Annotated in this window: 8 protein-coding genes; 7 read left to right on the top strand and 1 reads right to left on the bottom strand. The window is 71.7% G+C overall.

Annotation, left to right across the window (positions count from 1 at the left end):
- The 3 genes from FHP29_RS12540 to FHP29_RS12550 all read left to right on the top strand — a co-directional run.
- The coding region (locus FHP29_RS12540) for a hypothetical protein (protein ID WP_158296556.1) at positions 1-2352 on the top strand (2352 nt) is incomplete at its 5' end.
- 167 nt (positions 2353-2519) lie between these two features.
- Positions 2520-13145: a calcium-binding protein gene (locus tag FHP29_RS12545; protein WP_139623179.1), complete on the top strand. Its 10626-nt coding sequence runs from the start codon at positions 2520-2522 to the stop codon at positions 13143-13145.
- A gap of 411 nt (positions 13146-13556) precedes the next feature.
- On the top strand, positions 13557-16472 hold the full coding sequence (locus FHP29_RS12550) for a BTAD domain-containing putative transcriptional regulator (RefSeq protein ID WP_476703664.1): 2916 nt from the start codon (positions 13557-13559) through the stop codon (positions 16470-16472).
- Here FHP29_RS12550 and FHP29_RS12555 read toward each other — a convergent pair.
- On the bottom strand, positions 16432-17685 hold the full coding sequence (locus FHP29_RS12555; RefSeq protein WP_139623181.1) for a COG1470 family protein: 1254 nt from the start codon (positions 17683-17685) through the stop codon (positions 16432-16434). The two genes, FHP29_RS12550 and FHP29_RS12555, sit on opposite strands and share 41 nt — an antisense overlap.
- 172 nt (positions 17686-17857) lie before the next feature.
- Between FHP29_RS12555 and FHP29_RS12560 the strand changes: the two genes are divergently transcribed.
- The 4 genes from FHP29_RS12560 to FHP29_RS12575 all read left to right on the top strand — a co-directional run bounded on the left by FHP29_RS12560 (position 17858) and on the right by FHP29_RS12575 (position 25713).
- Entirely contained in the window at positions 17858-18487 is a 630-nt protein-coding gene (locus FHP29_RS12560) for a LuxR C-terminal-related transcriptional regulator (RefSeq protein ID WP_139623182.1), read from the top strand.
- Positions 18488-18609: 122 nt separating this feature from the next.
- On the top strand, positions 18610-22974 hold the full coding sequence (locus FHP29_RS12565) for a lectin-like domain-containing protein (protein WP_139623183.1): 4365 nt from the start codon (positions 18610-18612) through the stop codon (positions 22972-22974).
- A 4-nt stretch (positions 22975-22978) separates the two neighbouring features.
- Positions 22979-23662, top strand: coding sequence for a Pvc16 family protein (locus FHP29_RS12570; protein WP_139623184.1), 684 nt, complete (start codon positions 22979-22981; stop codon positions 23660-23662).
- Positions 23659-25713, top strand: coding sequence for an ATP-binding protein (locus tag FHP29_RS12575; protein WP_139623185.1), 2055 nt, complete (start codon positions 23659-23661; stop codon positions 25711-25713). Before FHP29_RS12570 ends, FHP29_RS12575 begins: the two co-directional genes overlap by 4 nt.
- Positions 25714-25747 lie beyond the last annotated feature (34 nt).

Consider the following 25747-nt stretch of genomic DNA (forward strand, 5'->3'; position numbering starts at 1 on the left):
GACGACACGACCGACGGACCGCCGGTGGTGACCACGGGAGTGACGCCGACACCGGGCGCGGGCGACGTGCCGGCCAAGGGGACGATCAAGGTGCTGGTCGTCATGCTGCAGCCCAACGACACCGCGCCGACGAACCCGACGGCGACCCGCAACGACGTCGACGCCAAGTGGGCCACGGTCCGGACGTTCTACGACCAGGCGAGCTACGGCCAGACCGTCGTCACGACGGCGCTGACCAACTTCGCGACCTTGGACGGCACCCTCGCCGACTTCGTCGACACGTCGCCGAACGTCGAGAACTTCCGACAGGACCAGCTCGACCGGATCGCTGCGATCGGCGCCAAGGCCGCCGTCGACCAGGGCCTGAAGCTCAACGACTACCAGATGATCGCCTTCGTCACGTTCACCGGCAAGACGTTCGTGCGGGCCTGGGGCGGCGGGTCGCAGAGCACGTTCTCCTACGACAACGGGCTCCCGGCGAGCGACCCGAACCGCATCTCGATCAACCTGACGACCAACAACGCGATCAACACCCTGTTCATCAACGACAGAGCCGAGTGGGGGCGGTTCGCGCACGAGTTCGGCCACAACATCGTCTCGGCTCCCACCAGTTCGGGTGACGGCACCGGCACCCTCGGCGAGGACGTCTACGGCTCGGACCTCGTGGATGCCGGGGCCGCCACCGCCGCCCCCTTCGAGATGATGGGCAACCACGACAGCCACCCCCTGTTCTCCGGCTACCACCTCGAAAAGCTCGGCTACTACAAGCCCGCCAATGTCCGTGAGCTGGTCTGGGACCACAACGCCAACGCCTTCACGATCGACGTGGTCGCGCACGGCCTCTCCGAGGACAGCGACCCGAACCGCGTCCACCTGGTGAAGATCAAGGTCTCCGACGCGCTGTCGTACTACGTCCAGGTGCGTCAGCGTCCCGGGACCACCGCGCAGGTCTTCGACGACGACATCCCGTTCGGCGCATCGGCGAACCAGGGCGGTGTCGTGGTGACCCGCGCCATCGCCGGCGTGATGAACAACAACCAGCAGACGCGGTTCATCACCCTCATGCACGACCAGGTCACCCTCCTCAAGGACCAGTTCGCCGAGGACCCGGCCCGGGCGCTCAGGATCACCGTGCTCGACGACGCGGTACAGACGCGGCCGCTGGTCTGCCGGGTGCGCGTGGAGTGGGCGCAGAACATCTCCGACGACCCCAACGGCTCGTTCGACCTGAAGGTCGAGCCGTGGGGATCGGACTACACCTCACCCGACATCTGGGTCGACCGCGACCCGTTCGGCTCCTTCGACAACACCATCGACAGCCAGGGTCGGCCGCTCGGCAATGGCGACCGGCCCCGGGTCGACAAGGTCAACAAGTTCGTGTCCCGGGTGCATGTCTCGGGAGCGACCGGGGCGACCAACGTCAAGGTGACGCAGTACGCCGTGACGCCGCCCGGAGTCGGGGACAACGGCAATTGGTCGCCGATCGGGATCAGCACGGTTCCGTCGATCGCCGCCAACGGATCGGCGGACGTCACCTGCAACTGGGTGCCGGTCGTGGGCAAGCACACCTGCCTCAAGGCCTACGCCTCCGCGCAGCTGGGCGAGATCAGCGGACACAACAACTCCGCCCAGGAGAACGTCGCCGACTTCATCTCGGCCGGTGGCAGCCCGTGTGAGCCGGTGCTCGTCCGGACGGCGATCCGCAACCCGGTCGACGAGCGGCGTGCCGTCCGGGTCTCCCTGACGGGCGTTCCGGAGGGGTGGATGGCCCAGATCCCGCATGCATGGGTCTGGCTCGACGGCCTGGCCGAGAAGGAGATCGACGTGGCGATCTGGCCCACCGACGACCTCGCGGCGTACCGGATCGGCAGCCTGCGCGACGACGACAAGCGCGACGACCATGCCAAGTACGTCGGTCTGGCGCCGGTCCGGGTCCGCGGCCAGGTGGAGCGGTCCTACCCGGTCAGCGTCATGCCGAACGGCGACCCGGCCGCGTCGCGGTTCTATCCGATCGGCGGCGTCTTCTATCGCGTGCACGTGCGGCGCAAGGCGGAGATCAGGATCGAGGTCGGGCAGGACAAGGAGCTCGGCGAGCTCGGGTACGTCGTCCACGGCTGGGTGCGGCCGGCAGTGGCCGACCAGCGGATCGTCATCGACGTCAGCGAGCCCGGCGGCCGGGACGTCGTGAACCTGGTGACCCTCTCCCGGCCGGACGGCTCGTTCGAGGCCAGCTTCGACCTCAGGGACGCCGTCGACCGTCACGGACCGGGCGCCTACACGGCACAGGCGTTCATCTTCGACGCCGACGAGCTCGACGACGCCGAGTCCAACGCGATCCAGCTGTCGGTCTGAGTGGACAGCTGCACACCCAAGTCTTTGCCTTCCAGTTCTGGGTTTTCAGTGCACTGCCAGGTAAAGGCGCGAAGACTGCGTGAGCAGCAGAACGGGGCCGGAATCCCGGCACCGACATCGCCCGAGGACCTCCGGGCCCGGGGCCGACATCTTCAGGACCCTCCACCATGAAGGCTTGTCGTCGCGCGTTCGTCGCGCCCATCTTGTCCCTGGCCACCGTCGCTGCCCTCGGGCTCGCGGTGCCGCCGCCCGCTGCCCGCGCCTCCGCGCCGGACGACACGACTGCGGCGATCACCGGACTGTTCGACCGGCTCGCCGCCGAGTTCCTCCCGCAGGTGGCGTCGAGCACGGCGCTGTCGCAGCAGTTGCCGACGCTCGCGGTCACGCCTGCGGGTTCGGTGGGGCTGGCGACGGCGTTCGGCGACGCACTCGCACCCGGGGGACAGCTGGCGGACGCCGACACCAAGACGAACCTGAACGAGCTGACGTCGTACATCGACGGCGCCGACGGCGACGGCTGGACCTTCACCGCGACGAAGCCGACCGCCCAGAGCATCACCGTCGGCTTCCAGCGGACGGTGGCGACCGACGCCGGCCTCGACATCCGCTCCGACGACGGCACCCTGAGCCTGAGCACCGGCAGCGGGATCGACGTGACCGGCACGCTCAGCGGATCCTTCACCTTCGGGTACGACGCATCGCGCGGCCTCGCGAGCCTGACCAGCCCGTCGCTGAGCATCGCCACCACGGCCGACCTGCCGGACGGCAAGCAGCTCAACGCGGGTCTCGGCATCCTCGGCGTGAAGGTCGTCGGCACCGCCGGCGACACCGACTACCACCTGACCAGCAATGTGGTGACGACCTGGGCCAACCCCGACAACGACGCCGCCGGCACGCTGGCCTTCGACAACCCCGACACCCCGGCGGTCGACGACGGCGAACTGGCGGCGGACGGCGCGGGCACGGGCATCGTCACCGCCGCCCGGACCGGCTCGCTGGCCGGCCACCTGGTGGCCGAGCCGCGGGCCAACGACCGGGTGGCGAACCTGCCGAGCGTCGGCGGCACCGTCGACCTCAGCTCGACGTCCCCGGCCACCTTCGAGACGCCGAGCGTGAGCGCCGTCGTACCGGACGCGGCGAAGCCCTTCCTCACCCTGACGCCGCGCGATCTCGCCGCGGGCCTCTCCCAGGCTGCCTCCGCGATCATCGGGATGCAGGACGCGGGCGACGGCAACCTGCCGTTGATGCGCGGCTCGATCGGCAACGCCATCGACGCCGTCGGCGGCATCAAGGCGTTCCTGGCCGACCAGGTGCCGGACGCCGACACGAACGACCACACCCCCGGTCAGCCCAAGTTCGCCTCCCTGCAGGACATGCTCGCCGCGCTCGACACCGCGGCATATGCCTCCTCCGGATGGAGCATCGACGTCCTCGGCGGCGCCGACGCGGCGACCTTCGACGCCGCGACCAAGGTCGTCGGCTTCACCATCCGCACCACGCGCAGCGGGAAGAGCGACCTCGAGCTCAACATCCTCGGCGCACCCACGACCGGCATCGGCACCTACTCCGCCACGGGCCTCACCGCGACCGGCGTCGACCTCGACGGTCCTCAGGGCACCGGCGGCGCCGAGCTCGTCGGACGCCGGGTGAGCGCCGGGACGTCGTACGGCACGATCGCCTCGATCGACAGCGAGCACGCCCTGACCCTCACCGCGGACGGATGGTCCAACGGCGAGCCGACGGACGGCACGGTCTTCTCCATCCAGGCGGCCGACCCCAAGACCGGTGCGCCCGAGCTCGCCGGCACGCTCGAGGCCACGACCGGGATCGCCACCGCCAACGCGGACACCTCCACGGCGACGGTGACTCCCGACGTCACTGTGACCCTGCCGATGGCGCTCGACCTGCGCGCGCCGCTGACCTATGTCAACGGCGACGGCGACACCGTGCCCGACTGCGACCCCGGCGCCGGTACGGCGCCCTGCCCGTTCCAGCAGGTCGACGACAGCGGTCTCGCCCGGGTGATCTCCTCGCTGCCGCTGGCCGGCGACCGCATCATGCTGCGCCGGTCCGCGCGCGACGTCCTCGTCGCCGACGCCGACATCACCTCGCCCGTCCAGATCCAGACGTCGAGCGGGTTCCTCGCGCTCTCGATCGGCGGCAAGGTCGAGATGACCGTCCCCGACGGACAGCATCTGCAGACGCTCGCCCTCACCGGCAGCGGCGACATCCCGATCCCGGCGTTCGTGGAGCAGGTCCGCCAACAGGCGGTGCGCACCTCCGCCTCGCCCGACGACGTGTTCACCCAGACCCTCGGCGGATCGGTGAAGGCCACGCTCGACATCAGCGTCGACGACGCGCCCGACGCCTTCGCCGACGGCGAGAACTCGACCTCGGTGGCCCTGGCCGCGAGCGTCGCCGCCCTCGCCGACGGCATCGGCGCCGGCGAGGTCACCGTGACGCCGGCCGACGCGACCCGCGCGGCCCTGCTCAAGGCGCTCAACTTCGAGCCGGACAACCCGACCTCGCTGTTCGGCGGCGTCCAGTCCGCGCTCCAGAAGGTCGGCAGCGAACTGACCTCCCTCGTCGGCGGTGGACTCGACACCCCGATCCCGTTCGTCGGGTCCTCCGTGGGCCAGCTCATCGGCGCGGGCACCAGCGGTGCCGGCGGAGTCACCTACGAGCAGCACGACTCGTCCGGCGACGTGCCGGCCACCACCTGGCTGACCGACGCCGAGACCGAGTTCGACGACGCCTACGTCGGCCGCCAGGTCGTCGTGGGGTCGACACTCGCCACCGTCATCGGCCGGACGACCCACACCCTGGTCCTGGCGCCGCGGTTCACCACCGAGCCCGCTGACGGAACGCCGTACCTCGTGGAGAACGAGCTGCTCGGCGCGGTCCACCGGCTGCAGCAGCTGACCCCGGACTCGCTGCAGGACACCATCGCGATGGCGGAGGACGCCCTCGGCAGTGACTCGACGATCGACTTCGGCCTCGTCGACGCCAACGGGGGCAGCGCCGGCGGCGAGCAGCTGCGCCTCGACCTCACCTGGCATCGGGCCTACGGCGTGGCGCGGCCGGTCAACCTGCAGTTCGGCGACCAGCAGCTCGTCGGCGGCACCGCGGGCGGCGAGCTGAGCGTCGAGGCGAGCGGCACGGTCACCTTGCGTCTGCTGGTGCCGCTGACCACCGAGGCGATGCTCGACCCGGTCAACAAGACGCTGATCGACCGATCCGCCACCGCGATCGACCTCGACGTCGAGGTGACCGCCGACCCGGCCCGCCTCGGGGCCGACATCGGACCGATCAGCGTCGCGCTCGGCACGGAGCCCGACCCCGGCAGCTTCCACGCCGGCTTCGGGGTCGAGATCAAGGGCGCGACCGCCACGGGCACCGCGAAGATCGCGGACTTCTTCAGCGGCGGCTTCGACGTCGGAGTCACCGACGGCGACGCCTGCGCCGCGGACGCGGTCATCGTCTGCGCGGACTTCCCGGTCTACGTCAACGGCGCCAAGGTGCCGGCGAACAACCTCACCGTGACCAGCACGATGGGAGCCGGCGACGACCTGGCCGACGTGTTCGGCGACACGAGCACCGCCGTCGTGCTCCCGAGCGGACTCCAGTCGATCCTCGAAGGCACGCCGTTCAAGTTCGACACCCTCGCCGAGGGTCTCCAGCAGTACCTGTTCTACGCCGAGACCGCGCTGCGCACCGCCTCCAACGACGGCGAGATGCCGATCGTCGGCAAGGACCTGCAGGCCGGTGCCGACTTCATGGGCGCCACGCGCGCGAAGATCGACCAGTTCATAACGGAGAACGGCGACCCGACCACGGTCGGGGGAGCGCGCACCCTGCTCACCACGACCCTGGCCAACAAGCTCGGCGTCGTCGTCAACGGCGCGACCGGGATCCAGGTCGACTTCAGCTGTCGCCGGACGCTGGACCCGCCGTCGCCCGCGCCCACCGCCGCGGCGACCGGTGCCGCGGACGGCGACACGACGACGTACGTCTACAAGGTGGTCACGACCTTCAAGGACGCAGCCAACAACGAGCACGACTCGGTGCCCTCCGAGGCGAGCGCGGCCGTGACCAACGCCGCGACCCTGTCCGCGACGAAGTACAACACCGTCACCTGGACCGCGGTCGACACCGCCACGAGCTACAAGATCCTGCGGGCCACCCAGACCGACTCGGGGACCTCGGCCTACACCTGGGTCGGCACCGTCACGAAGCCGACGGTGACCTTCGAGGACAAGGGCACCATGTCGACGGCGTACACCGCCCAGACGGCGGCGTACCGCCTCGACGCCGGCCCCTGTGCCGACGACGACTCGCTCACCGAGATCGACGGCGTCACCCTCGGCCTCGTGCTCGGCCAGGGCGATGTCTCGGCCGCCAACGGCTGCCAGGACAGCGGCTCCCGAGGCAACTGCGCCGGTGGCAAGCTGCCGATCGACCTCGGCCTGCCGGGCCTGTCCCTCAAGACCGGCGAGGGCGGATCGGTCAGCGGCAAGGTCGGCTGGGCGCTGGACGTGAAGATCGGCCTGAGCCGCAGCAAGGGCTTCTACATCGACACCGCCGACGCCAACGAGTTCGAGGTGGGCGCGGCACTGCAGCTGGACCAGGCGGCCAACGCCAACGACCCCGACCTCAAGGCCCAGCTGTCGATCGTCAACGTCGACGTCACGAAGAAGTCCAACACGCCCGAGTTCGTCGGCCACTTCGGCATCGACATCAAGGACGGCGACGACGCCCTCACCCTGGCCGAGATCGGCCGCGCCCGGATCGCCGACACCATCGTCGTCAGCCTCGCCGCCAAGGTCGACATCGACTGGCACCTCGCCGCGTCCGTGGACGCCGCCCTGCCCGGTGTCTCCGCGGACTTCAAGCTGACCTGGGCCTGGGGTGCCGGCTCCGGCAACACCCCGGCCGACACCTCCGGGCTGAAGATCGCCTTCAACCACGTCACCCTCGACGCGGGCGCCTTCTTCGGCAAGGCGCTCAAGCCCTATCTGCAGCAGCTCATCGACGCGACGAAGCCGCTGCAGCCCATCATCGACACCATCTTCACCCCGATGCCGGTCATCTCCGACCTGTCCAAGGCGGCCGGCGGTGACGAGGTCACCATCGCCTCGCTCGCGGAGACCTTCAACACGCTGGCCGGCGGACCGAAGATCAAGCCCTTCCTCGACGCGATCAAGACCGTCAAGGAGCTGCTCGCGGGGGTGAAGTGCGACGGCAACACCTGCGGCGTCGACATCGGCAGCTTCAACCTGCTGGCCGACCGCGCGGCGACCACCAACAGCACCGCGGGCAACGCCAAGACGCTGATCGACAAACAAGGTCCGTCGTACCAGCCCAACGCCGGCGCGACCCAGCAGATCAACGCGAAGGACGCCTCCAACCAGCTCGCCAGCAAGGTGCAGCCGAAGGCCAGTCTCACGTCCGGCATCGCCATCCCGGTGATCGAGGACCCGACGATCCTGTTCGAGCTGATCACCGGCGGTGACATCGCCCTGGTGGAGTTCGACAGCGGCCCGCTCAGCCTGGGCTTCCAGTTCCAGAAGTCGTTCGGGCCGATCTACGCCCCGCCGCCGGTGATGATGGTGATCGGCGGAGGCGCGTCGGTCGAGCTCCGGATCGCCGCCGGCTTCGACACCTACGGCATCCGCCGGGCGATCGAGACGGGCGAGGCCGCCCAGGTGCTCGACAGCCTCTACTTCAAGACCGTGGACAAGAACGGCGTCCCGATCCCCGTGGTGAGGTTCACCGGCTACCTCGAGGCCGGCGCCTCGGTGTCCATCGGAGTCCTCGAGGTCGGCGTCGTCGGCGGCATCAAGCTCACCGTCGGCTTCTACTGGAACGACCCCAACAACGACGGGAAGTTCCGGCTCTTCGAGTTCGCGGCGGCCGTGGCCAACAACCCGATCTGTCTGTTCAACGTCGGCGGCGAGCTCTCGCTCTACATCAAGGTGTTCGTCGAGATCGGGGTCAGCCCGTTCTCGGTCAGCTTCGACTTCACCCTGATCAACATCAAGCTGCTCGACTTCAACCTCAAGCCCAACTGCACGCCGCCGCCGCCACGGCTCGGCGGCACCGAGGGCGGCGTCCTCTACGTCTTCGCCGGCAAGCTGGGCGGAGGCGGCCCCCGAGGCGACCCGTTCTGGGCGGCGAACAACAAGGACGAGACCTGGGTCGTGCGCCAGGTTCCGGCGTACTCCCAGGACGGCGCGGACCACGCCGCGGCGGTCGAGGTCCGCGGGCTCGGCATCACCGAGTCGTTCCCGGACACCGCCGAGAAGCCGATCCACACCGTGGTCCTCGACGGCCGCGGGTACGCCGGCAAGCTGACCGTGACCTTCACGGGAGGCTCGGCACCGGTCGCGGGCGCCAAGCCGGTCGCCTTCACGAAGAAGGCCGTCGTGTTCACCGGCTCGGGCGACGACATCATCCGCACCGGCGAGGGCGACTCGTGGGTCGACTCCGGCGGCGGTGTCGACAGCGTCGTCACCATGGACCGCACCGACCTGTCGAAGCCCGCCGACTCGGTCCAGGCGCACGTGGCCGGTGGCCCCAAGGGCGACAACATCACCGTCGGCAACGGCAAGGACACGGTCACCGGCGACGGCTCGCTCGTCGCCTCCTCGAAGGCGCGCAAGGTCGATCTCGCCCCGGAGAAGCCGGGACAGACCGACCTGCCCGACCCGATCGACGTGGCGACCCTCGCCGACCCGGCGGACGCACAGCTGTTCGACCCCGGCCTGTCCGACCCGGGCGCCGACCAGATCGCCGCCGGCCTCGGCCAGGTCCGGCTGTCCGGCAACGGCGGCATCGACACCATCGGCACCGCGAACGACAGCATCCTCGCGGACTCGCAGGGCATCAAGGGCACGACCAAGGAGGCGCTCTACCGCGCGCACAGCTCGGTCCTCGTGGGCGGTGCCGGAGGCGATGTCATGAAGAGCGGCTCGGCCGACGACGAGGTCTACACCGGCTCGTACGCCAAGATCGACGAGACCGGCGAGGGCGCCGGGGACGCGGCGGGCGACGTCAACACCGTCGACTCGGGCATCGGCTCCGACAAGGTCTACGGCTCGAACGGCCGCGACTTCGTCACCACCGGATCGCTTCCCGCCCAGAAGGCCGTCGTGTACGGCGGCGGCGCGTCCGACGTGTTGTCGGGCGGTCGCGGCTCGGACGAGATCTACGGAGGCCCCGGAGACGACTACGTCATCGCCGCGCCCGCGACGGTCGGCGCACCCGGATCGATCACCGACGAGCTCGGCAGCGCCCGCGACGTCGACGTGCTGCCCGGAGCGGGTGGCAGCCCCAAGCTGTTGGTCGGCGGCACCGGCAGCGACCGGATCTACGGCTCCGACGGCACGTCGACGATCTTCGGAGACACGACCGTCGACAAGTGCGTCGAGCAGTCCGACCCGGTCAGCAAGGAGCCCGGGCAGACCACGGTCCCCGCGGACGCGGCCGACCTGATCATCGGCGGCAACGGTGTGGACACCGTCAACGCCGGCGGTGGCGACGACTGGGTGCATGCCGGTGGTGCAGGCGACCTGGTCTGCGGCAACGCCGGCAACGACCACCTCTACCTCGGCGACGGGGACGACCTCGCCTACGGCGGCAGCGGGAGCGACCAGGGCTACGGCGAGGCAGGAGCGGACCGCGTCTACGGCAACACCGGCGCCGACTGGCTCTACGGCGGCGCCGACGCCGACCGGATCCAGGGCAACGACGGTGTCGACTGGCTCGACGGCGGCACCGAGGCGGACGTCCTCCTCGGCGGGACCTCGAAGGCGGGCCTGGCCGACGTGGCCGACACGGTGCTCGGCGGCGGTGGCGCCGACCGGCTGATCGGCGACAACGCGCAGACGGACCAACCGGCCGGGGCGGCATACCCGACGGACCTCGGCTCGGCGGATTCCTCACTCGGCGGTGGCGACTACCTCGCCGGCGGCGACGACGGCGACCTCGTCTACGGCGGCCTCGGCAACGACCGTGGCTACGGAGGCGCGGGTGACGACGTCATCGAGGGCAACGCGGGCACGGACCGGATCTGGGGCGAGACCGGGGACGACGACGTCACCGGCGGCTCCTCCGAGCTGGCCAGCGGCCTCTTCGCCGGCTCCGAGCCGGGCCGACCGGACAGCGACGACTTCCTGTACGGCGGGAACGGGCAGGACGTGATCGCGGGCGACAACGCCCGGATCGTCCGCACCGGCGATGCGCACCCGGTCATGGCGGGGCGCGGCCTGGCCGTCTCCCGTGGCGTGGACCTGGCCGACGAGGGAGCCGGATCACCGTCGGCGACGCTCTTCGGTGGGGACACCATCGAGGGCGGGGACGAGGCCGACGTGGTCTTCGGCCAGCGCGGCGGCGACGCGATCCTGCTCGACGCCGGAGCCGACTATGGCGAGGGCGGACCCGGGACCGACTCGGTCGGCGGCGGGAGCGGCGACGACGACATCGTGGGCGGCTCGTTCACCCCGGCGTCCGGCGTCGCGCCGAACCTCACGGGTCAGCCGGATGCGGGCGACACCCTCGCCGGCGACGCCGGCCAGGACGTCCTGCTGGGCGACAACGGCTCCCTGACCCGGCCGCTCGTCGCCCTGCCGAGTGAGCTCGTCCCGCTGACGTTCGACCGGGTCGCGGTGCAGCGGCTCGTGGCGCCGTACGACCTCGGGGACGCACCGGTGGGCGGCACCTCCGGGGCCGACACGATGACCGGCGGCGAGGACGCCGACCTGCTCCTCGGCCAGGGTGGCGACGACCGTGCCGACGGCGGCGCGGACGCCGACTATGCCGAGGGCGGGCAGGGCTCCGACCTCGTGCTGGGTGGCGGCGAGGACGACGACCTCGCCGGCGGCTCCTCCGCCTCGACGACGACGAACGCGGCCGGCGGGATCGGCCAGCCCGACGGCGCCGACGACGTGTACGGCGGCAGCGGATCCGACCTCGTGATCGGTGACAACGGCATGCTGACCCGAGCCGCGGCGGAGCGGGACTGGCGCACCGAGCGCTCGGACGCCCTCCAGTCCGCGCTGGTACCCGGCCGCCGGATCGTCCTCCACGACCTCAACGGCGTCGTTCCGGCGGCGGCGAACGGCACCCACTCCGGAGGCGACGCGATCTCCGGGCAGGACGGCGTCGACGTGGTGCTCGGCCAGGACGGCAACGACGCGATCAGTGGTGGCGGCGACGACGACTACATCGAGGGCAACGGCGGAGCCGACAGCATCCACGGTGACGTCGCCCTCTCCGGGACCGAGATCGTGGCCGCACCGGCGGGCGCGGCCTGGACCACCCCGGACGTGGACGGCGCCGCGGTCACAGCGGGCCAGGACGACATCACCGGCGGCTGGAGCCGCCAGGCGTATCGCGACGGCGACGACGTCATCCACGGCGACGGCGACGACGACTTCGTCGTGGCCGACAACGGCTCGATCGCCCGCGTCGTGGAGGACGACCACACCGAGCAGGTCTACTCCGAGCGCTACGGCGCCCTGCGCACCGGTCACGCCAAGGTCCGTGTCGCCGGTGGGGGAGCGAGCTCGACCCGGTTCTGCCCGACGACGGGCACCAGCACGACCTCGACATGCGAGGTGAGCGGTGCCTGGGGAGCCGACACCGTGGACGGCGACGACGGTCAGGACGTCCTGTACGGACAGGACGGCCCGGACCGGATCCAGGGCGGGGGAGGCGACGACGACATCTACGGCGAGCTCGGTGAGGACGTACTGTCCGGCAACGACGGCGAGGACGCGATCCTCGGCGACCGCGGCGGCGTGCAGAACCGCTACGAGGACGGCTCGGACTCCGTGTCGACGACGCTGAACCAGCCGCCGGCGGTCACCTACCGCTCGCGGCTCGACGGATCGGTGAGCCGCGAGGCCGACCTGCATCACGACGTCGACGGCACCGACCTCGTCGGCTCGGCCACGAGCACGAAGATGCCACTCGACGGGATCGCCTACGGCGGCGCCGACCGGATCCGCGGCGGGAACGGGCACGACTCGATCCACGCCGGTGCCGGCGCCGACCTGGCCAACGGCGATGCCGGGGGCGACGTGGTGTTCGGCGACCGGGGCAACGACCTGATCTGGGGCGGCGTGGGCCGCGCCTGTGTGCCGACCGACATCGCCTGCCTGGCCGACCCGGGCACGGACGGCTCCCTGATCGACCACCTCGCCGGCGGCAAGGACGCCGACATCATCGACTGGCGCCCGCGCGGCGTCTACGGTGTCGGCCCGGCCCACACGGGGCGCACCTGCACCACCGGCACGGTGCCGGTGACGACCAAGAAGGGCGGGCCCACCACCGATCCGTGCTCGTGGTTCGAGATGACCGACCGCGCCAACGACGTCGACGGGACCCCGTCGTCCTTCGACGACAACCAGCACCACCAGGGCGTCGACTGGATCTACGGCGGGTGGGACCGCGACGTCATGCAGGGCGATGTCGCGGACAACGGCCCCAACCCGGGTGACCGGCTGATCGACTGGTCGGGTGTCTACAACCTCTACAGCCACTGCAACGCGGCCTACGGCGGGTTCAACGACATCCGGATCCAGGCGCCGTCGGTGGAGGACTTCCTGCAGGACTGGGCCTTCGGGATCGGCGCCGGACGCTCGGCCACGGACGTCCTCACGCCCGGCACCTCCGCGCACGACGAGCTCGCGCTGGTGACGAACGCGGACGCCAAGGCCCACGGCAACGGCAGCGCCTACCCGACCACGCCGGGACACTTCGACGACCCCAATGCCTGCGACGGGTTCTGACCGGGGGCGCCGTCGCAGCAGATCCGAGCCCGATGTATCACGGTCGTCCCGGCGCTCTCCTTGAAGTGAGCGGCCCGTAGAAGACGGGACCCCGAACCACCTCAGGGACTCGAACGTGACCGACATCGTCAAGCTCCCGCGTCCGGCCACCAGGTCCGACGCATGCGTCAACCAACACGTCAACCGGGCCGGACGAGGGTCCTGGAGTGGTCGACGCGGAGGCTTAAAGAACCGAGCATTTCCGGTACAGGCGGCCTGCCGCGGCGCTACGGTGGTCTGCACTCGGGGGCGGGGCTCCAGCCCGTCTCGGGGAGCGGAGCGTTTGGGGGCGCTCGGAGCCCGAAGGAATGCGTCATGTTGAAGGTGCATGTAGCTGCGACCCATCCGACCTCGAGCATCGCCCCTGCCCCGATGGCGGGCGAGCCGGATGTGCCGTCGGATCGCCCGCGCCACCGCGTGCTCCCACCGCCCGACGTGCGGATACCGCTGTGTCGAGGTCAGGTCCGTCCCCGCCTCCTGGCTGCGCTCGATCGTGTCCTGGGCGTGCGCCTGCTGGTCGTCGCCGCGCCGCCGGGCTGGGGCAAGACGACCGTCCTCGCCCAGTGGGCGCGACAGGCGTCCGTCGATGTGGCGTGGTGGCGAGCCGACCCTGAGCCGGCGGATCCGGTGGCCGACCTGTTGACCGGTCTGGCCGCCGCACTCCGGCCCCGTTGTCCACGGCTCGCGCGCACGCCGAGCCTCGATGAGCTCGTTGCCGCCCTGGACGGAATCGGGGATCCGGTGGTGATCGTCATCGACGACTTCGAGAGCATCGCGGACGACCGGGTCGGGGCGGTCCTGGAGCGGCTGCTGCTCGCGACCCCCGATCGCGTGCATGTCATGATCGGCAGCCGCGTGCAGCCGGTGCTCAACCTCGCGCGGTCGGAGCTGCCCAGCCTGGTCGTCGGGGCGCGTGAGCTGCGGTTCCGGGCCGACGAGGTCGCCGAGCTGTTCCGGGCGCACGGGAGCGCGGCGCTCGACTTCGACGAGTCCCACGCCGTCGCCGACGAGACCGACGGCTGGGCGGCGGCGCTGCACCTGACCCTGCTGGCGTCCGACACTCGGGGATCTCGGACCCGCACCCCCGTTCTGAGCGACGTCATCAGGCATGCGGGGGGCTACGTCGATCGCACGTTCATCCGCGGACTGGACGCCGACGAGCTGGCCCTGCTCCGGGCGACCGCTCCGTTCGAGACGCTGCTCGGCGAGTACGGCGACGAGTTCGCCGGCCTCAGCGGAAGCGAGGAGGTCCTGGCGCGTCTGGTGCGTCGTGGCGTCGTGATCGCGAACCCGAGCGGTCCGGGTGGCTCGCTCCCCAAGGTGGTGCGTGGCCATCTGTTGGCGGGCATCGCGGCCGACGAGGGCAGACAGGGGCTCGAGCGGCGCTTCCGCGCCGTCGGCGCCTTCCTCTCCGGTCGGGTCGACGGGTCGTCCGGCTCCGTCGCCCGCACCGAGGCCGCCGCAGCGGCTCGCGCCTGGGCCGCCGGCGGCGCGTGGACCGAGGCCCTGGCGCTGCTGACCGCACACTGGCGTGACGTCGTCGACGGCGAGCTCGGCTGGTTGCGCGAGGCGCCCCACGACCTCGCGGCGCATCCGCTCGTCAGGACCGCGCTGGCGGAGGAGGCCGCCCGGCGCGGCAACCTCCGCGTGGCTCGTGACCTCCTGGAGCAGGGACCCTCGCCGGACCACCCGGAGGCTGGCGCGACCGCCGCGCGGTTGGACCGGTTCTGCCGGATGTGGACCGAGGGGGACCTGCAGCCCGACCGGCGGTGGTTCGAGCTGCTTCGCAGCGCCGTACGACGCCCGAACCCGGACCGCGCAGCGGCACTCGGTGGACAGGAGCGCTCCGTCCTCGCTCTCCTCGAACACGTCATCGCCGGCGACCTCACCGCGGCCCGCGACGGCGTCGCCCGATGGCGGTCCCAGGTCACCGACCCCGTCCTGGGCTGCGTCTTCGACCTCGTCGATCTCGCCCTCCACCCGGCGGCCAGGCTGGACGCGAGCGACATCGCCGAGAACGGCCACGACCTCGGACTGCCGTGGGTGGCGAGGCTGGCGACCGGGGTTTCTCATCGGAGCACGCCTGACCTCATCGCCGCGGACGTCGCATCGGCGGACGCGCGCGGCGACGTCTGGGGCGCTCTGCTGCTCACCCTGGTCCGGGGGTACGCCGAGCTGACCGCGAGGGTTCCTGCCGGCCTCGTCTTCGAGGACGCCGCCCGCCGCTGCCGAGAGCTCGATGCACCGGCCCTGGAGGCTTGGGCGCGCAGCGGACTCGCGCTCGCCGACGTCGGAGCGCTCCTACCCGATGCGGCCCGCGAGGCGGAGTCGGCCGTCGGGTTCGCCCACAGCGCACAGGTTCCCGGCGCACTGGCGCTGGCACGTCTCGCCCTGGCCCGTTCTCGCCCCGACCCGGCGATGGAAGACGGAGCGAGGGAGGAGTTGGCGGAGCTGGGCGTGCCCTTCCCGGACACCGAGCGTCCCCTCACCGGGGCGGGGCTCGCCACGGTGGTCGGAGATCGCACACCGCCGGTGTCGGTGAAGTGCTTCGGTGGCTTCCGGTTCGAGGTCGGTGGCTCGCCGGCCGACCTGAACGGCGTACGACCGCGCGCGCGAACGCTGCTGCGGCTGCTCGCCTTGCACGCCGGGAGCCCCGTGCACCGCGAGGTGATCGCCGACGGGATGTGGCCGCACCTCGACGCCGCCGCCGCGCTGCACAACCTGCACGTGTGCATATCCGGCCTGCGGACCGCGCTCGAGCCGGGCGCGGCCCGCGGCGCCAATCGGCTCCTGGTGCGGGACGGGGACCGCTACCTGCTGGCCCTGCCCGACGGGAGCGAGTGCGACGTCAGGTCCTTCGAGGACGACCTCGTCGCGGCCGACCTGGCCTGCGCGGGACACTCCGTCGACGCGGCCGTCCTGCATCTCGGGTCGGCGCTCGACCGCTATGTGGGCGACCTGCTGCCCGAGGACGGACCGGCGGAGTGGGTGCTGCCGCGCCGTGAGCACCTGCGGGGGCGCGCCGCCGAGGCCGCACTCCAGCTCGGTCGACTGCACCTGGAGTGCCGTCGGCCCGACGAGGCAGCAACGGCTGCGCGACGCAGCATCGAGATCGACGGCTGGCGGGACGCGGCCTGGCGACTGCTGATCAAGGCCTGCGACAGCGCCGGAGACTCTGCCGAGGCGCAGCGCGCGCGACAGGGCTACCTGGCCGTGCTGACCTCGCTCGGCGTGGTCGACGACGCCGTCAGTTCTGTGGGGCCGGGCGGGACAGCTCGCCGCCGATGAGCGCTGACACGTCGCAGGTCTTGGCCGCCTCGTCGTCCGGCGGCGTGCCCGGTGTGCGGCACGTGACGTCCAGCCGGATCACCTTGTTGGCGACCACCGGTGAGACGAAGTGGAAGTCGAGATCGCGGAAGTTCTCGAGCGCGACGTCCATCTGGATGTCGCCGTCGACGAGCAGTTGCGCCCGCCCGAAGTCGCCCTGCGGGTTGCTCAGCACGACGTCGGTCATGCGGAACACGCTCTTGTCCTCGAACTCGAGCTGATCAGAGCTGCTGCCTGCTGTCACGACGTGGAGTCGCTTGCTCTGGTCGCTGATGATCTGGCTCGGCGGCGCCTCCTTGTCGGCAGCCACCTTGTCGACCGACTTCTGGGCGTCGGTCGCCGACTTGTTGGCCGACTCGGCGTTCTCCTTCGCCTCGCCGGCCGCCTGCTGCGCATCGGCGACGGCCTCCCCGACCGCGTCCCTTGCCTGGGACTCGATCGTCGGCTTCAGCAGCGTGAACCACAACGTCGCAAGGACCAGCGCCAGAGCGAGCAGGCCGACCAGCAACCAGAGCAACCACTTCGGGACGACGGGCGTCTGGACGTACGTGGCGTCCAGCTCGACCGGCGTCGTGCGCTCGGGTGCGACCTCCACGATGAACGGGTGAGTGACGGGTTGACCCCGCCAGATCGGGCGAGGTGACCTGGCGCTGATCCGGGCGAACCGGGCTTCACCGGGCGGGATCTCGAGACCGACGGGATCGACCTTCAACGCCAGCCGACCGCCGTCGGACGCGGCCCGCACCATCACGTTGACCGGCACATTGCCGCGGTTGTCGATCGCCACCTGGTGGCGGCCGCGGCGACCCTGCGAGGTCCGCGGAACCACCTCCGCCGTCGTCTCCAGGAAGGGAAGGAGCTCGACGGTTCCCTCGGGTACGACGGCATGCTCGGGGTGCTCGGTGGGCAGCACGCTGACACCGAAGCCGTGCTCGCCCGCCGGCGTACGCGCCGAGCGCGGCGGACGGAAGGTGACCGTGGCGGTCGTCGCCGTGCCGGGGTAGAGCGAGACGGTGGACGGCTCGACGATGGCCCAGTCCGCCGGAACGCCGATCACGGAGAGCTCGTAGCCCTCGACGACCGTGCCGTTGTTGCGGATCTGGAGCGGGATGACCGCCTCCGCCCCCGGGTCGAGCCGGACCGAGGTGGAGTCGAGGCTGGCGATAGTCGTCACCCTGCCAACGTAGGGACGATCGCGCGCGGTCGCCCCGTCGTCGGGGTGGACTTCCGGGCAGCCGGCGTTGCCCGTTGAGCCGGCGTTGAGTGCACGCGGAGTGCCCTCTGATGTGCTCGCCAGGACCGGTTCCCCCAGGCCGGTCGGGATCAGGACAGGAGCGTCCACGAGCATGCAGAGTCAGGTCCGCGTCGACGTCCATGCAGTCGACCCCATTCTCAGGGCCGGTGTGGTCAGCCACCTCCGGCCGCGTAGCGAAGTCCGCGTTCTCACCCCTGACGACACCGAACACGCAGCCGTCGCGATCGTCGTCGCCGACCGGGTCAACGACGATACGATCCGCCAGCTGCGCCGCGCCCGCCGCGACGACGGCAGTACGGCGACCGTGCTGGTGGTCGGCGACATCGACGACAGCGAGCTCGTCGACGTCGTGGAGGCCGGGGTCGTCGCCGTGCTCCGTCGGCCCGAGGCCACCGCTGATCGCCTGGTCGCCGCGATCGTCGGCGCCGCCCGCAAGGAGGGCACCGTCCCGCCCGACCTCCTCGGCCGACTGCTCGACCAGGTGGGCGCACTCCAGCGGGGAGTGCTCGGGCCGCGGGGCATCGCCTTCAACGGACTCGCCGCCCGTGAGATCGAGGTGCTCAGGCTGGTCGCCGACGGCTGCGACACCAGCGAGATCGCGACCAGGCTCGCCTACTCCGAGCGCACCGTGAAGAACGTGCTGCACGACATCACCACCCGCCTCCAGCTGCGCAACCGCTCGCACGCGGTGGCCTATGCGCTGCGACAGGGCTTCATCTGATCCGGTCGGACCGGGGATTGCCCGTTCGGACGCCACGCGATGCCCGAATCGCCCCACCCGCGGCCGGTGCCACCGCGGGTGGGAGACAGCACAGTGAAGGGGTCCACGACCGAGGAGGATCAGTGCGACGTGCTCGCTCCCTCAGGCCGCTCAGCGCCGCGCTGGCGGCGGTGTGTGTCGCGGCGCTGCTCACGGTCGGCCTCGGCGGGGGTGAGGGGTCCGCGGCGGCAGCCCCGATCCCGGAGACGTGCAGCACGACGACCTACGACACCTTCGACCAGCCGTGGGCGGCGCCGCTGACGCCGAACGGAAGCGCGACCTTCCCGACGGCCGACGGCGGGCGGGTCCTTCGGGTCACCCCCGCCGTGGGTGGTCAGCACGGCTCGGTGTTCACGCAGAGCAAGGTCAACCTCCTCGACGGCGCGTCCTTCAGCACCCAGTTCGACTTCAGGTTCTCCGGCCAGGAATCGGAGGTCGACGGGCACCCCAGTGGTGCCGACGGCCTGGTCTTCACCGTCCAGAACGTCGACAACGTGATCGGCGGGTCCGGCGGCGGCATCGGCTACCAGGGCCTCGCGCAGAGTGTCGGCATCGAGTTCGACAACTGGTGGAACTTCCAGGGCTACGTCGAGCCTCCCATCTCCGAGGAGGAGGGGATCCCGCCGCCGGCCGGTGTCGACCCGACGTCGTGGATCGGCCCCGAGCACGTCGGCATCGACCTGGACGGCAGCATCCACTCGGTGGTCACGGCTCTGCTGCCCGAAGGCATGGTGCTCGACGAGCCGGTGGTGCACCACGCCTGGGTCGACTACGACGGTGGCACCAAGATGCTGGAGCTGCGTCTCTCGGACGGCGAGGAACGCCCCGCGGACCCGCTGCTGAGCTACCAGGTCGACCTCCCGGCGGTGCTGGGTGGAAGCGGCGCACCGGCGCAGGACGCCTTCCTCGGCTTCACCTCCGCGACGGGTGCGCTCTTCGCCAACCACGACGTGCTGTCGTGGACCTTCAGCAACTGCTACCGCCCGGTCGGCACCGACAGCGCGCCGTACGTCGACGCGGGCGGCCCCTACAGCGGCGTGGTGGGGAGCCCGGTCGAGATCGCGGGCGCCGCCTCCGACGACCGGACCTCGCCCCTGCCCATGGAGTGGTCCGCGGCCGGGCCCGGGACGTGCACGTTCGACCGGGGCTCGCGCGCGGTCGGGCACGTGACCTGCACCGAGCCCGGCAGATACACCTTGACCTTCCGCGGAGACGACGGCGTCAACCCGGTCGTCGCCGACACCGCGACCCTCGACCTCGAGGCGCCCCAGAGGCCTCGACTGGCCTTCACCGACGATCGCGACGGGCTCTACCGGATCGACGTCGCTGCGACCGGAGACGGCGGCTCGGTCCGCTACAGCCAGGCGGGTCCGGCCAGCGGCCTCACCGGAGGCGACGGCTACGAGGACCCACCGCGTCACGAGGGCGAGGCGGGCGGGGCCGGAGGGCGCCCACCGGCGTACGTCAGCACCCGCGACGATCCTGCAGGCGAGGTGTATTTCGGCGACGACCGCATCACCTGCAACACGGCCGTGGAGACGCATCCCGTCGTCGACGAGGCGGGCAGCGCGATCGCCTGGGCGTCCGACGCCCAGGGCGACTGGAACATCTACATGGCCCAGCTCCCTCCGGAGGCCGGTCCCGCGCGCCCGCCGCCGGGCTGGGCGACCGCGGCGCAGCCGGTGAAGCAGGCCGCCGCCTCTGCTGCCGCGGCCGGCATCTGCGATCCGGACAAGTGGACGATCACCCAGGTCACCGACGGCGGCGCGGACGACCGCTGGCCGACCTGGCTCGGCGACGGGTCGTTGGCCTTCACCCGGGCCGAGCCGGGCGAGCTCTCCGACCTCTTCCTCGTCCGCCGCGACGAAGACGACACGTGGCAGGAGCCGGACGCCTTGACGACCACCCCGGACGCCGAGGAGGCGCAGCCCGCGGCGATGCGCTACTCCGTCATCCCGCCGCCACCCGACGGCTGCGAGTCGGGATGCTTCCCGGTGCCGGTGGTGCAGGACTGGATCGCCTATGTCAGGGACGGCGACCGGATCGAGCTGGTCTCACCGCAGGATCCCGGCCGTGACCCGATCAGCTTCTTCGTGCGCGACGTCGGCGAGCCGGCCTGGTCCTCGCCGACCAACCCACGCCATCTCGCGTACTCCACCACCTATCCCGAGGTGTACGGCGGCATCGGCATCGCCGACGTCCCGAGCCCGACACTCGATGCGTCGGACGACCTGTCGCTGCCCTCGATCGACAACGAGACGCGGGTGGCCGGGCTGCCGCCCGGAGTCGGCGTGACACACCCGCACTGGCTGAGCGACTTCACCGCCAGCACCTCGGTCCCCGAAGCCCGCCTCGCCGTGACCATGCGATCGAACCGAGATGTCGACGGCAAGTCGCGCGTCCTCCAGGCCGACGTGTCCGACGTGCGCTCCACCGACGGCAGCCAGCGGCGCGTCCTTCGCCACCACGAGGTCATCACCGACGGCGCCGTCACCTTCGCTGCCGACGAGGCGGGGCCGTCGTACTCCCCGGACGGGACCCGGATCGCCTACAGCTCCGACGTGGAGGGCTCCGGCTCCGCGGGCTCCGAGCTCACCGCGGAGCGAGTCCTGATGGTGGCCGACGCGGACGGCACCGACCCGGAGCCGCTGCTGCCGGCCGCGCTCCGGCAGGCCGGCGACATCGACCTCGACCCGGCCTGGTCGCCGGACGGCACCAAGGTCGCCTTCGTCCGGGTCCGCTGGGACGTCGAGTTCCAGACCGAGCCGCAGGTCTGGGTCTACGACATCGCGGCGGGCACGGCCACCCCGCTGGCCCACGAGGCCGGTGTCGCCGACACCTCGCCGAGCTGGTCGCGCGAGAGCGACCGGCTGGTCGTGGCCCGTGCGCACAGTTCCGCCGGCTGCTGCACATCGCCCGTCGCCCGCCGCTGGGGCTACGAAGGCGCCGTCGAGGACTCCGAGCTGGTCCTGCTCGATCCGGCGCAGCCAGCGGCCGACGGGGTGCCGCTCGTGCACGATTGCGGCGACGGATGCTTCGGGGTGCGCGGCCGCAGCCCGGCGTGGTCGCCGGACGGCACGCGGATCGCCTACGTCACCGACCATCAGATCAACCTGATCACCCTGCCCGAGGACTGGCGGACGAGAACCAGCATCACCGTCGGCGACGGCGTCGCCGTCACGGGGGAGACCTGGGACCGCGACGCACGGACGCCCAGCCGGACGACCATCTCGTCCGCCGACGATCCGGCGTGGTCGCCCGACGGCACCGAGATCGCCTTCGCCGGCCAGCCCGTCGGGCAGCCGGACCAGCGCGGCATCTGGGGGATCGCCCCGGACGGCACCGGTCTGCGCACGATCACCGACGGTCGCGGCGCCGAGACCGAGCCCGTCTACGAGCCGGCATCGGCCGACGTCGGCGTCACGGTCGCCGTCACGGGCAGTCCCGCGGTCGTCGGCCAGAGCCTCGGCGCGACCGTGACGGTCACCAACCACGGCCCGGGGCGGGCGGCCGGTGAGGCCCTGACCACCGGCTTCAGTCCGGGCGCCGTGCTCTCGGTCGCGCCCGTTCCCGCGGACTGCGCCGCGGATGGGTCGGGCTGCACGTTCCCGGCCCTGGCGGCGGGCGAGTCCCGGGTCTACCAGGTCGCCTTCCAGCACCCTGCCCCGGTTGCCGCGGGTCGGGTCACGGCGACGGTCGCGTCGCAGACCCGCGATCCCGTCGCCGGCAACGACGAGGCCACCGCGCCGTACGTCGTGAATGCGACGGGCGCGGACCTCGGGGTCGCGGTCGCGCTGGACGCGCCTGTCGGCTACGTCGGGGGACATCGACGGGCCACGGTCTCGGTGACCAACCGCGGCCCGGCGGCGGCGGCCGACGTCGTCTGGCAGACGACGTGGCCCACCTTCGTCGTGCCGAGCGTGCCGCCCGGCACGACGCCGGGCACCGAAGCGCCGCCCTGTCTCCTCGCCGGCACGCCGTGTCTCCTGGGCGCCCTCGCTCCCGGCGAGGTGCGCACCTACGACGTGGTCCTCACGCCGACGACGGCCGGCCGGAGCCAGGTCCTCACGCAGGCGATATCGGCGACCGGCGATCCGGTGCCCGCCGACAACACGGCTCTGGCACCGCTCGAGGTGCGGCAACCCACCATCCGCGTGGTGCCGGCCGTGGCCCGGCCCGGCCAGGTGGTCGTCGCCTACGGCGAGGACATGCCACCCGGCGAGACGGTCCGGCTCTCCTGGGACAAGGGCACGCTCAGCGCGCCGAGCACGGTCGAGGTGGCCGCTGACGGCACCCTCCGGACCTCGATCCTGATCCTGCGTCGCGACCAGATCGGCAAGCGCGTCCTCACGGCGACCAGCACGACGGAGCAGTTCGGCCCGGTGACCGGCGACCTGCTCGTCGTCCTCCGCACGCTGTCGCCCCCGGAACTGATCGGGCGGGGGTGAGGACGTGATCGCCCAGGTCGATGCCGCCCTCAGGGAGATCGTGACGGCCGACGCCCTGGAGGGCCAGGACCTGGACGTGGTCTTCGACGCGCCCACGAAGGACTGGGCGGCGCGACGCAATGCACCGACGGTCAACCTCTACCTCTACGACATCCGCGAGGATCTCAAGCGGCGGCCGTCCGGCTTCATGGAGGAGCGCAACGAGGACGGCATCGTCGTCGTACGGCGGCCCGCGGCGCGCTTCTTCAAGCTGTCCTACCTCGTCACCGCCTGGACGCAGCGCTCGGAGGACGAGCACCAGCTGCTCGACGGCCTGCTCCGCGCCTTCCTCCAGTACGACGCGCTGCCCGACCGCCTCGTCACCGGGCCGCTCGCCGAGCCCGGCGAGGCCGTGAAGATGACGATCGGGCTGCCGCCCCCGGAGGACCGCGCCTTCGCGGACGTGTGGTCGGCGCTCGGCGGAGAGCTCAAGCCCTCGCTCGACCTCGTCCTGATCGCGCCGATGTGGACCGGACGCGAGTACGCCGCCGGCCCACCGGTCGAGGAAGGCATGCTCATCGACGCCCACGACGTCATCGACGGCGGCGGCGACGCCCGCCGCCAGAAGCACGTGCCGCCGCCGGCCGAAGGGCCCGAGGTCGCGTCGGTCGCGCCCGTGGGGGCTCCCCGCCGCCGGGGCCGAGGATGACCGCCGCGAGCCTGGCCCACGTCTACGGACGGCTGGGCGTCGTCGAGCAGCGGATCCGCGAGCTGGTCGCGGTACGACGCGCCGCGGATCCGGCACCGGACGACCCGTTCCGCGGGCTCTACCTCAGCGACGACGTCGTGGACCGGCTGCTCGAGGGTCCTCGCGAGCAGGTCGAGTGGCCGGCCAGCACCGCGCAGCGCGAGAGCTGCGAGACCGCGGCGGACCTTGCCTCGGAGGCCGGGGTCCGTCTGCGGCTGCGCGACCTCGCGGCCGCCTTCGACCTGAGCTCGACCGACCTCGACCTGCTGCTGGTCGCCGCCGTCGCCGACGTCGAGCCACGCTTCGAGTCGTTCTTCGGCTACCTCAACGACGACGTGAGCCGACGGCGGCCGTCGGTGGCGGTCGCGCTCGAGCTGGCCGGCGTGCCGCTGTCGTCGCCCGGCGGCTATGCCCACCTCGTGCATGGCCCGCTCGCCCGTCACGGCCTGGTCGAGCTCGAGGATCCGGAGCGACCCTTCCCGGGCCGGGCGCTGCGCGTGCCGGACCGGGTCACGGCCCACCTCCTCGGCGACGACTCACCGGACGCCGCACTCGCACCGGTCCTCGGGTCGATCCCGGACCTGCCGTGGGGCGATCCGGGGCCGCTGGCGCACGCGCTGGCGGCCGACGCGACGCTCGTCTACCTGCGCGAGCCGGCCACCGGATCGGGCCGCCTGCTGGCGGCGGCGGCGCTGCGTCGTACGGGACACGGGGTGCTGGTGCTCGACCTCGAGCGGGTTGCCCGGCAACCCGACCCGGTGGGCCTCGCACGCCGGGCCGCTCGCGAGGCACGGCTCTCGGGCGCGGGCATCGTCGCCGGTCCGGTCGCGGCGCTGCGCGACCGGGTCGACGTCCTGGAGGCACTCGACGCCGACCCGCGGCCGCTGCTCCTCGTCGGCGACATCTCCTGGGACCCGGCCTGGCTGGCCCGGCCGCCGCTGCAGATCGACGTGCCGTCGAGCACCGCCGAGGAGCGCATGGCGGTGTGGCGCTTCGCGATGGCGGGCGCCCTGACCGAGGACGATGCGATGGCCGCCACCACCCAGTTCCGGATGCGGCCCGACGAGGTGGCACGGGCCGCCGAGTCGGCGCGGGTGCAGGCCCTGGTCGAGCCGGACGGACGGATCGGGGCGAGGCACGTGCGCTCGGGGGCGCGCTCGGGCAACGGATCCGCCCTCGAGCGTCTGGCGCGGCGGATCGACCCGGCCGTGTCGTGGGCAGACCTCGTGCTGCCGCCGCAGGTGCTGACGGCGCTGGAGGAGGTCGCGCTGCGGGCACGACATCGCGAGCAGGTGCTGGGGGACTGGAGGATGCGGCCCGGTGGTGGTCGCGGGGTCGGCGTCGCCGCGCTCTTCGCCGGCGACTCCGGGACCGGCAAGACGATGTCTGCCGAAGTGATCGCGCAAGACCTGGGCCTGGAGCTCTACGTCGTCGATCTCGCCACCGTCGTGGACAAGTACGTCGGCGAGACCGAGAAGAACCTCGAGCGGATCTTCTCCGCCGCGGCCGGCGTCAACGCGGTGCTGCTCTTCGACGAGGCGGACGCCGTCTTCGGGAAGCGCTCCGAGGTCCGTGACGCGCACGACCGCTATGCCAACGTCGAGAGCGCCTATCTCCTGCAGCGGATGGAGTCCTTCGACGGACTCGCCATCCTCGCGACCAATCTGCGGGCCAACATCGACGACGCCTTCACCCGTCGGCTCGACGTGCTCGTCGACTTCCCCGTCCCGGACGCTCACCATCGGCGCTCGCTGTGGGACGCCTGCCTCGGTCGGACGATCCGCCGCTCACCCGACGTCGACCTGCCGTTCCTGGCGGACTCCTTCGAGCTCGCCGGCGGCTCGATCCGCTCAGCGGCCGTCACCGCCGCCTATCTGGCCGCCGCCGACTCCGGCGTGATCGGCATGCGCCACCTCGTCGCGGCCGTCCACCGCGAGTACCGCAAGCTCGGCCGGCTGACCCGACAGGCCGAGTTCGGCCCCTACTGGGCGCTGGTCAGGGAGACGGCCTGATCTTGGATCCAGGCTGGGAGTCCGCTGCCCGATC

The organism is Nocardioides albidus, assembly GCF_006335005.1.
Lineage (GTDB): Bacteria > Actinomycetota > Actinomycetes > Propionibacteriales > Nocardioidaceae > Nocardioides > Nocardioides albidus.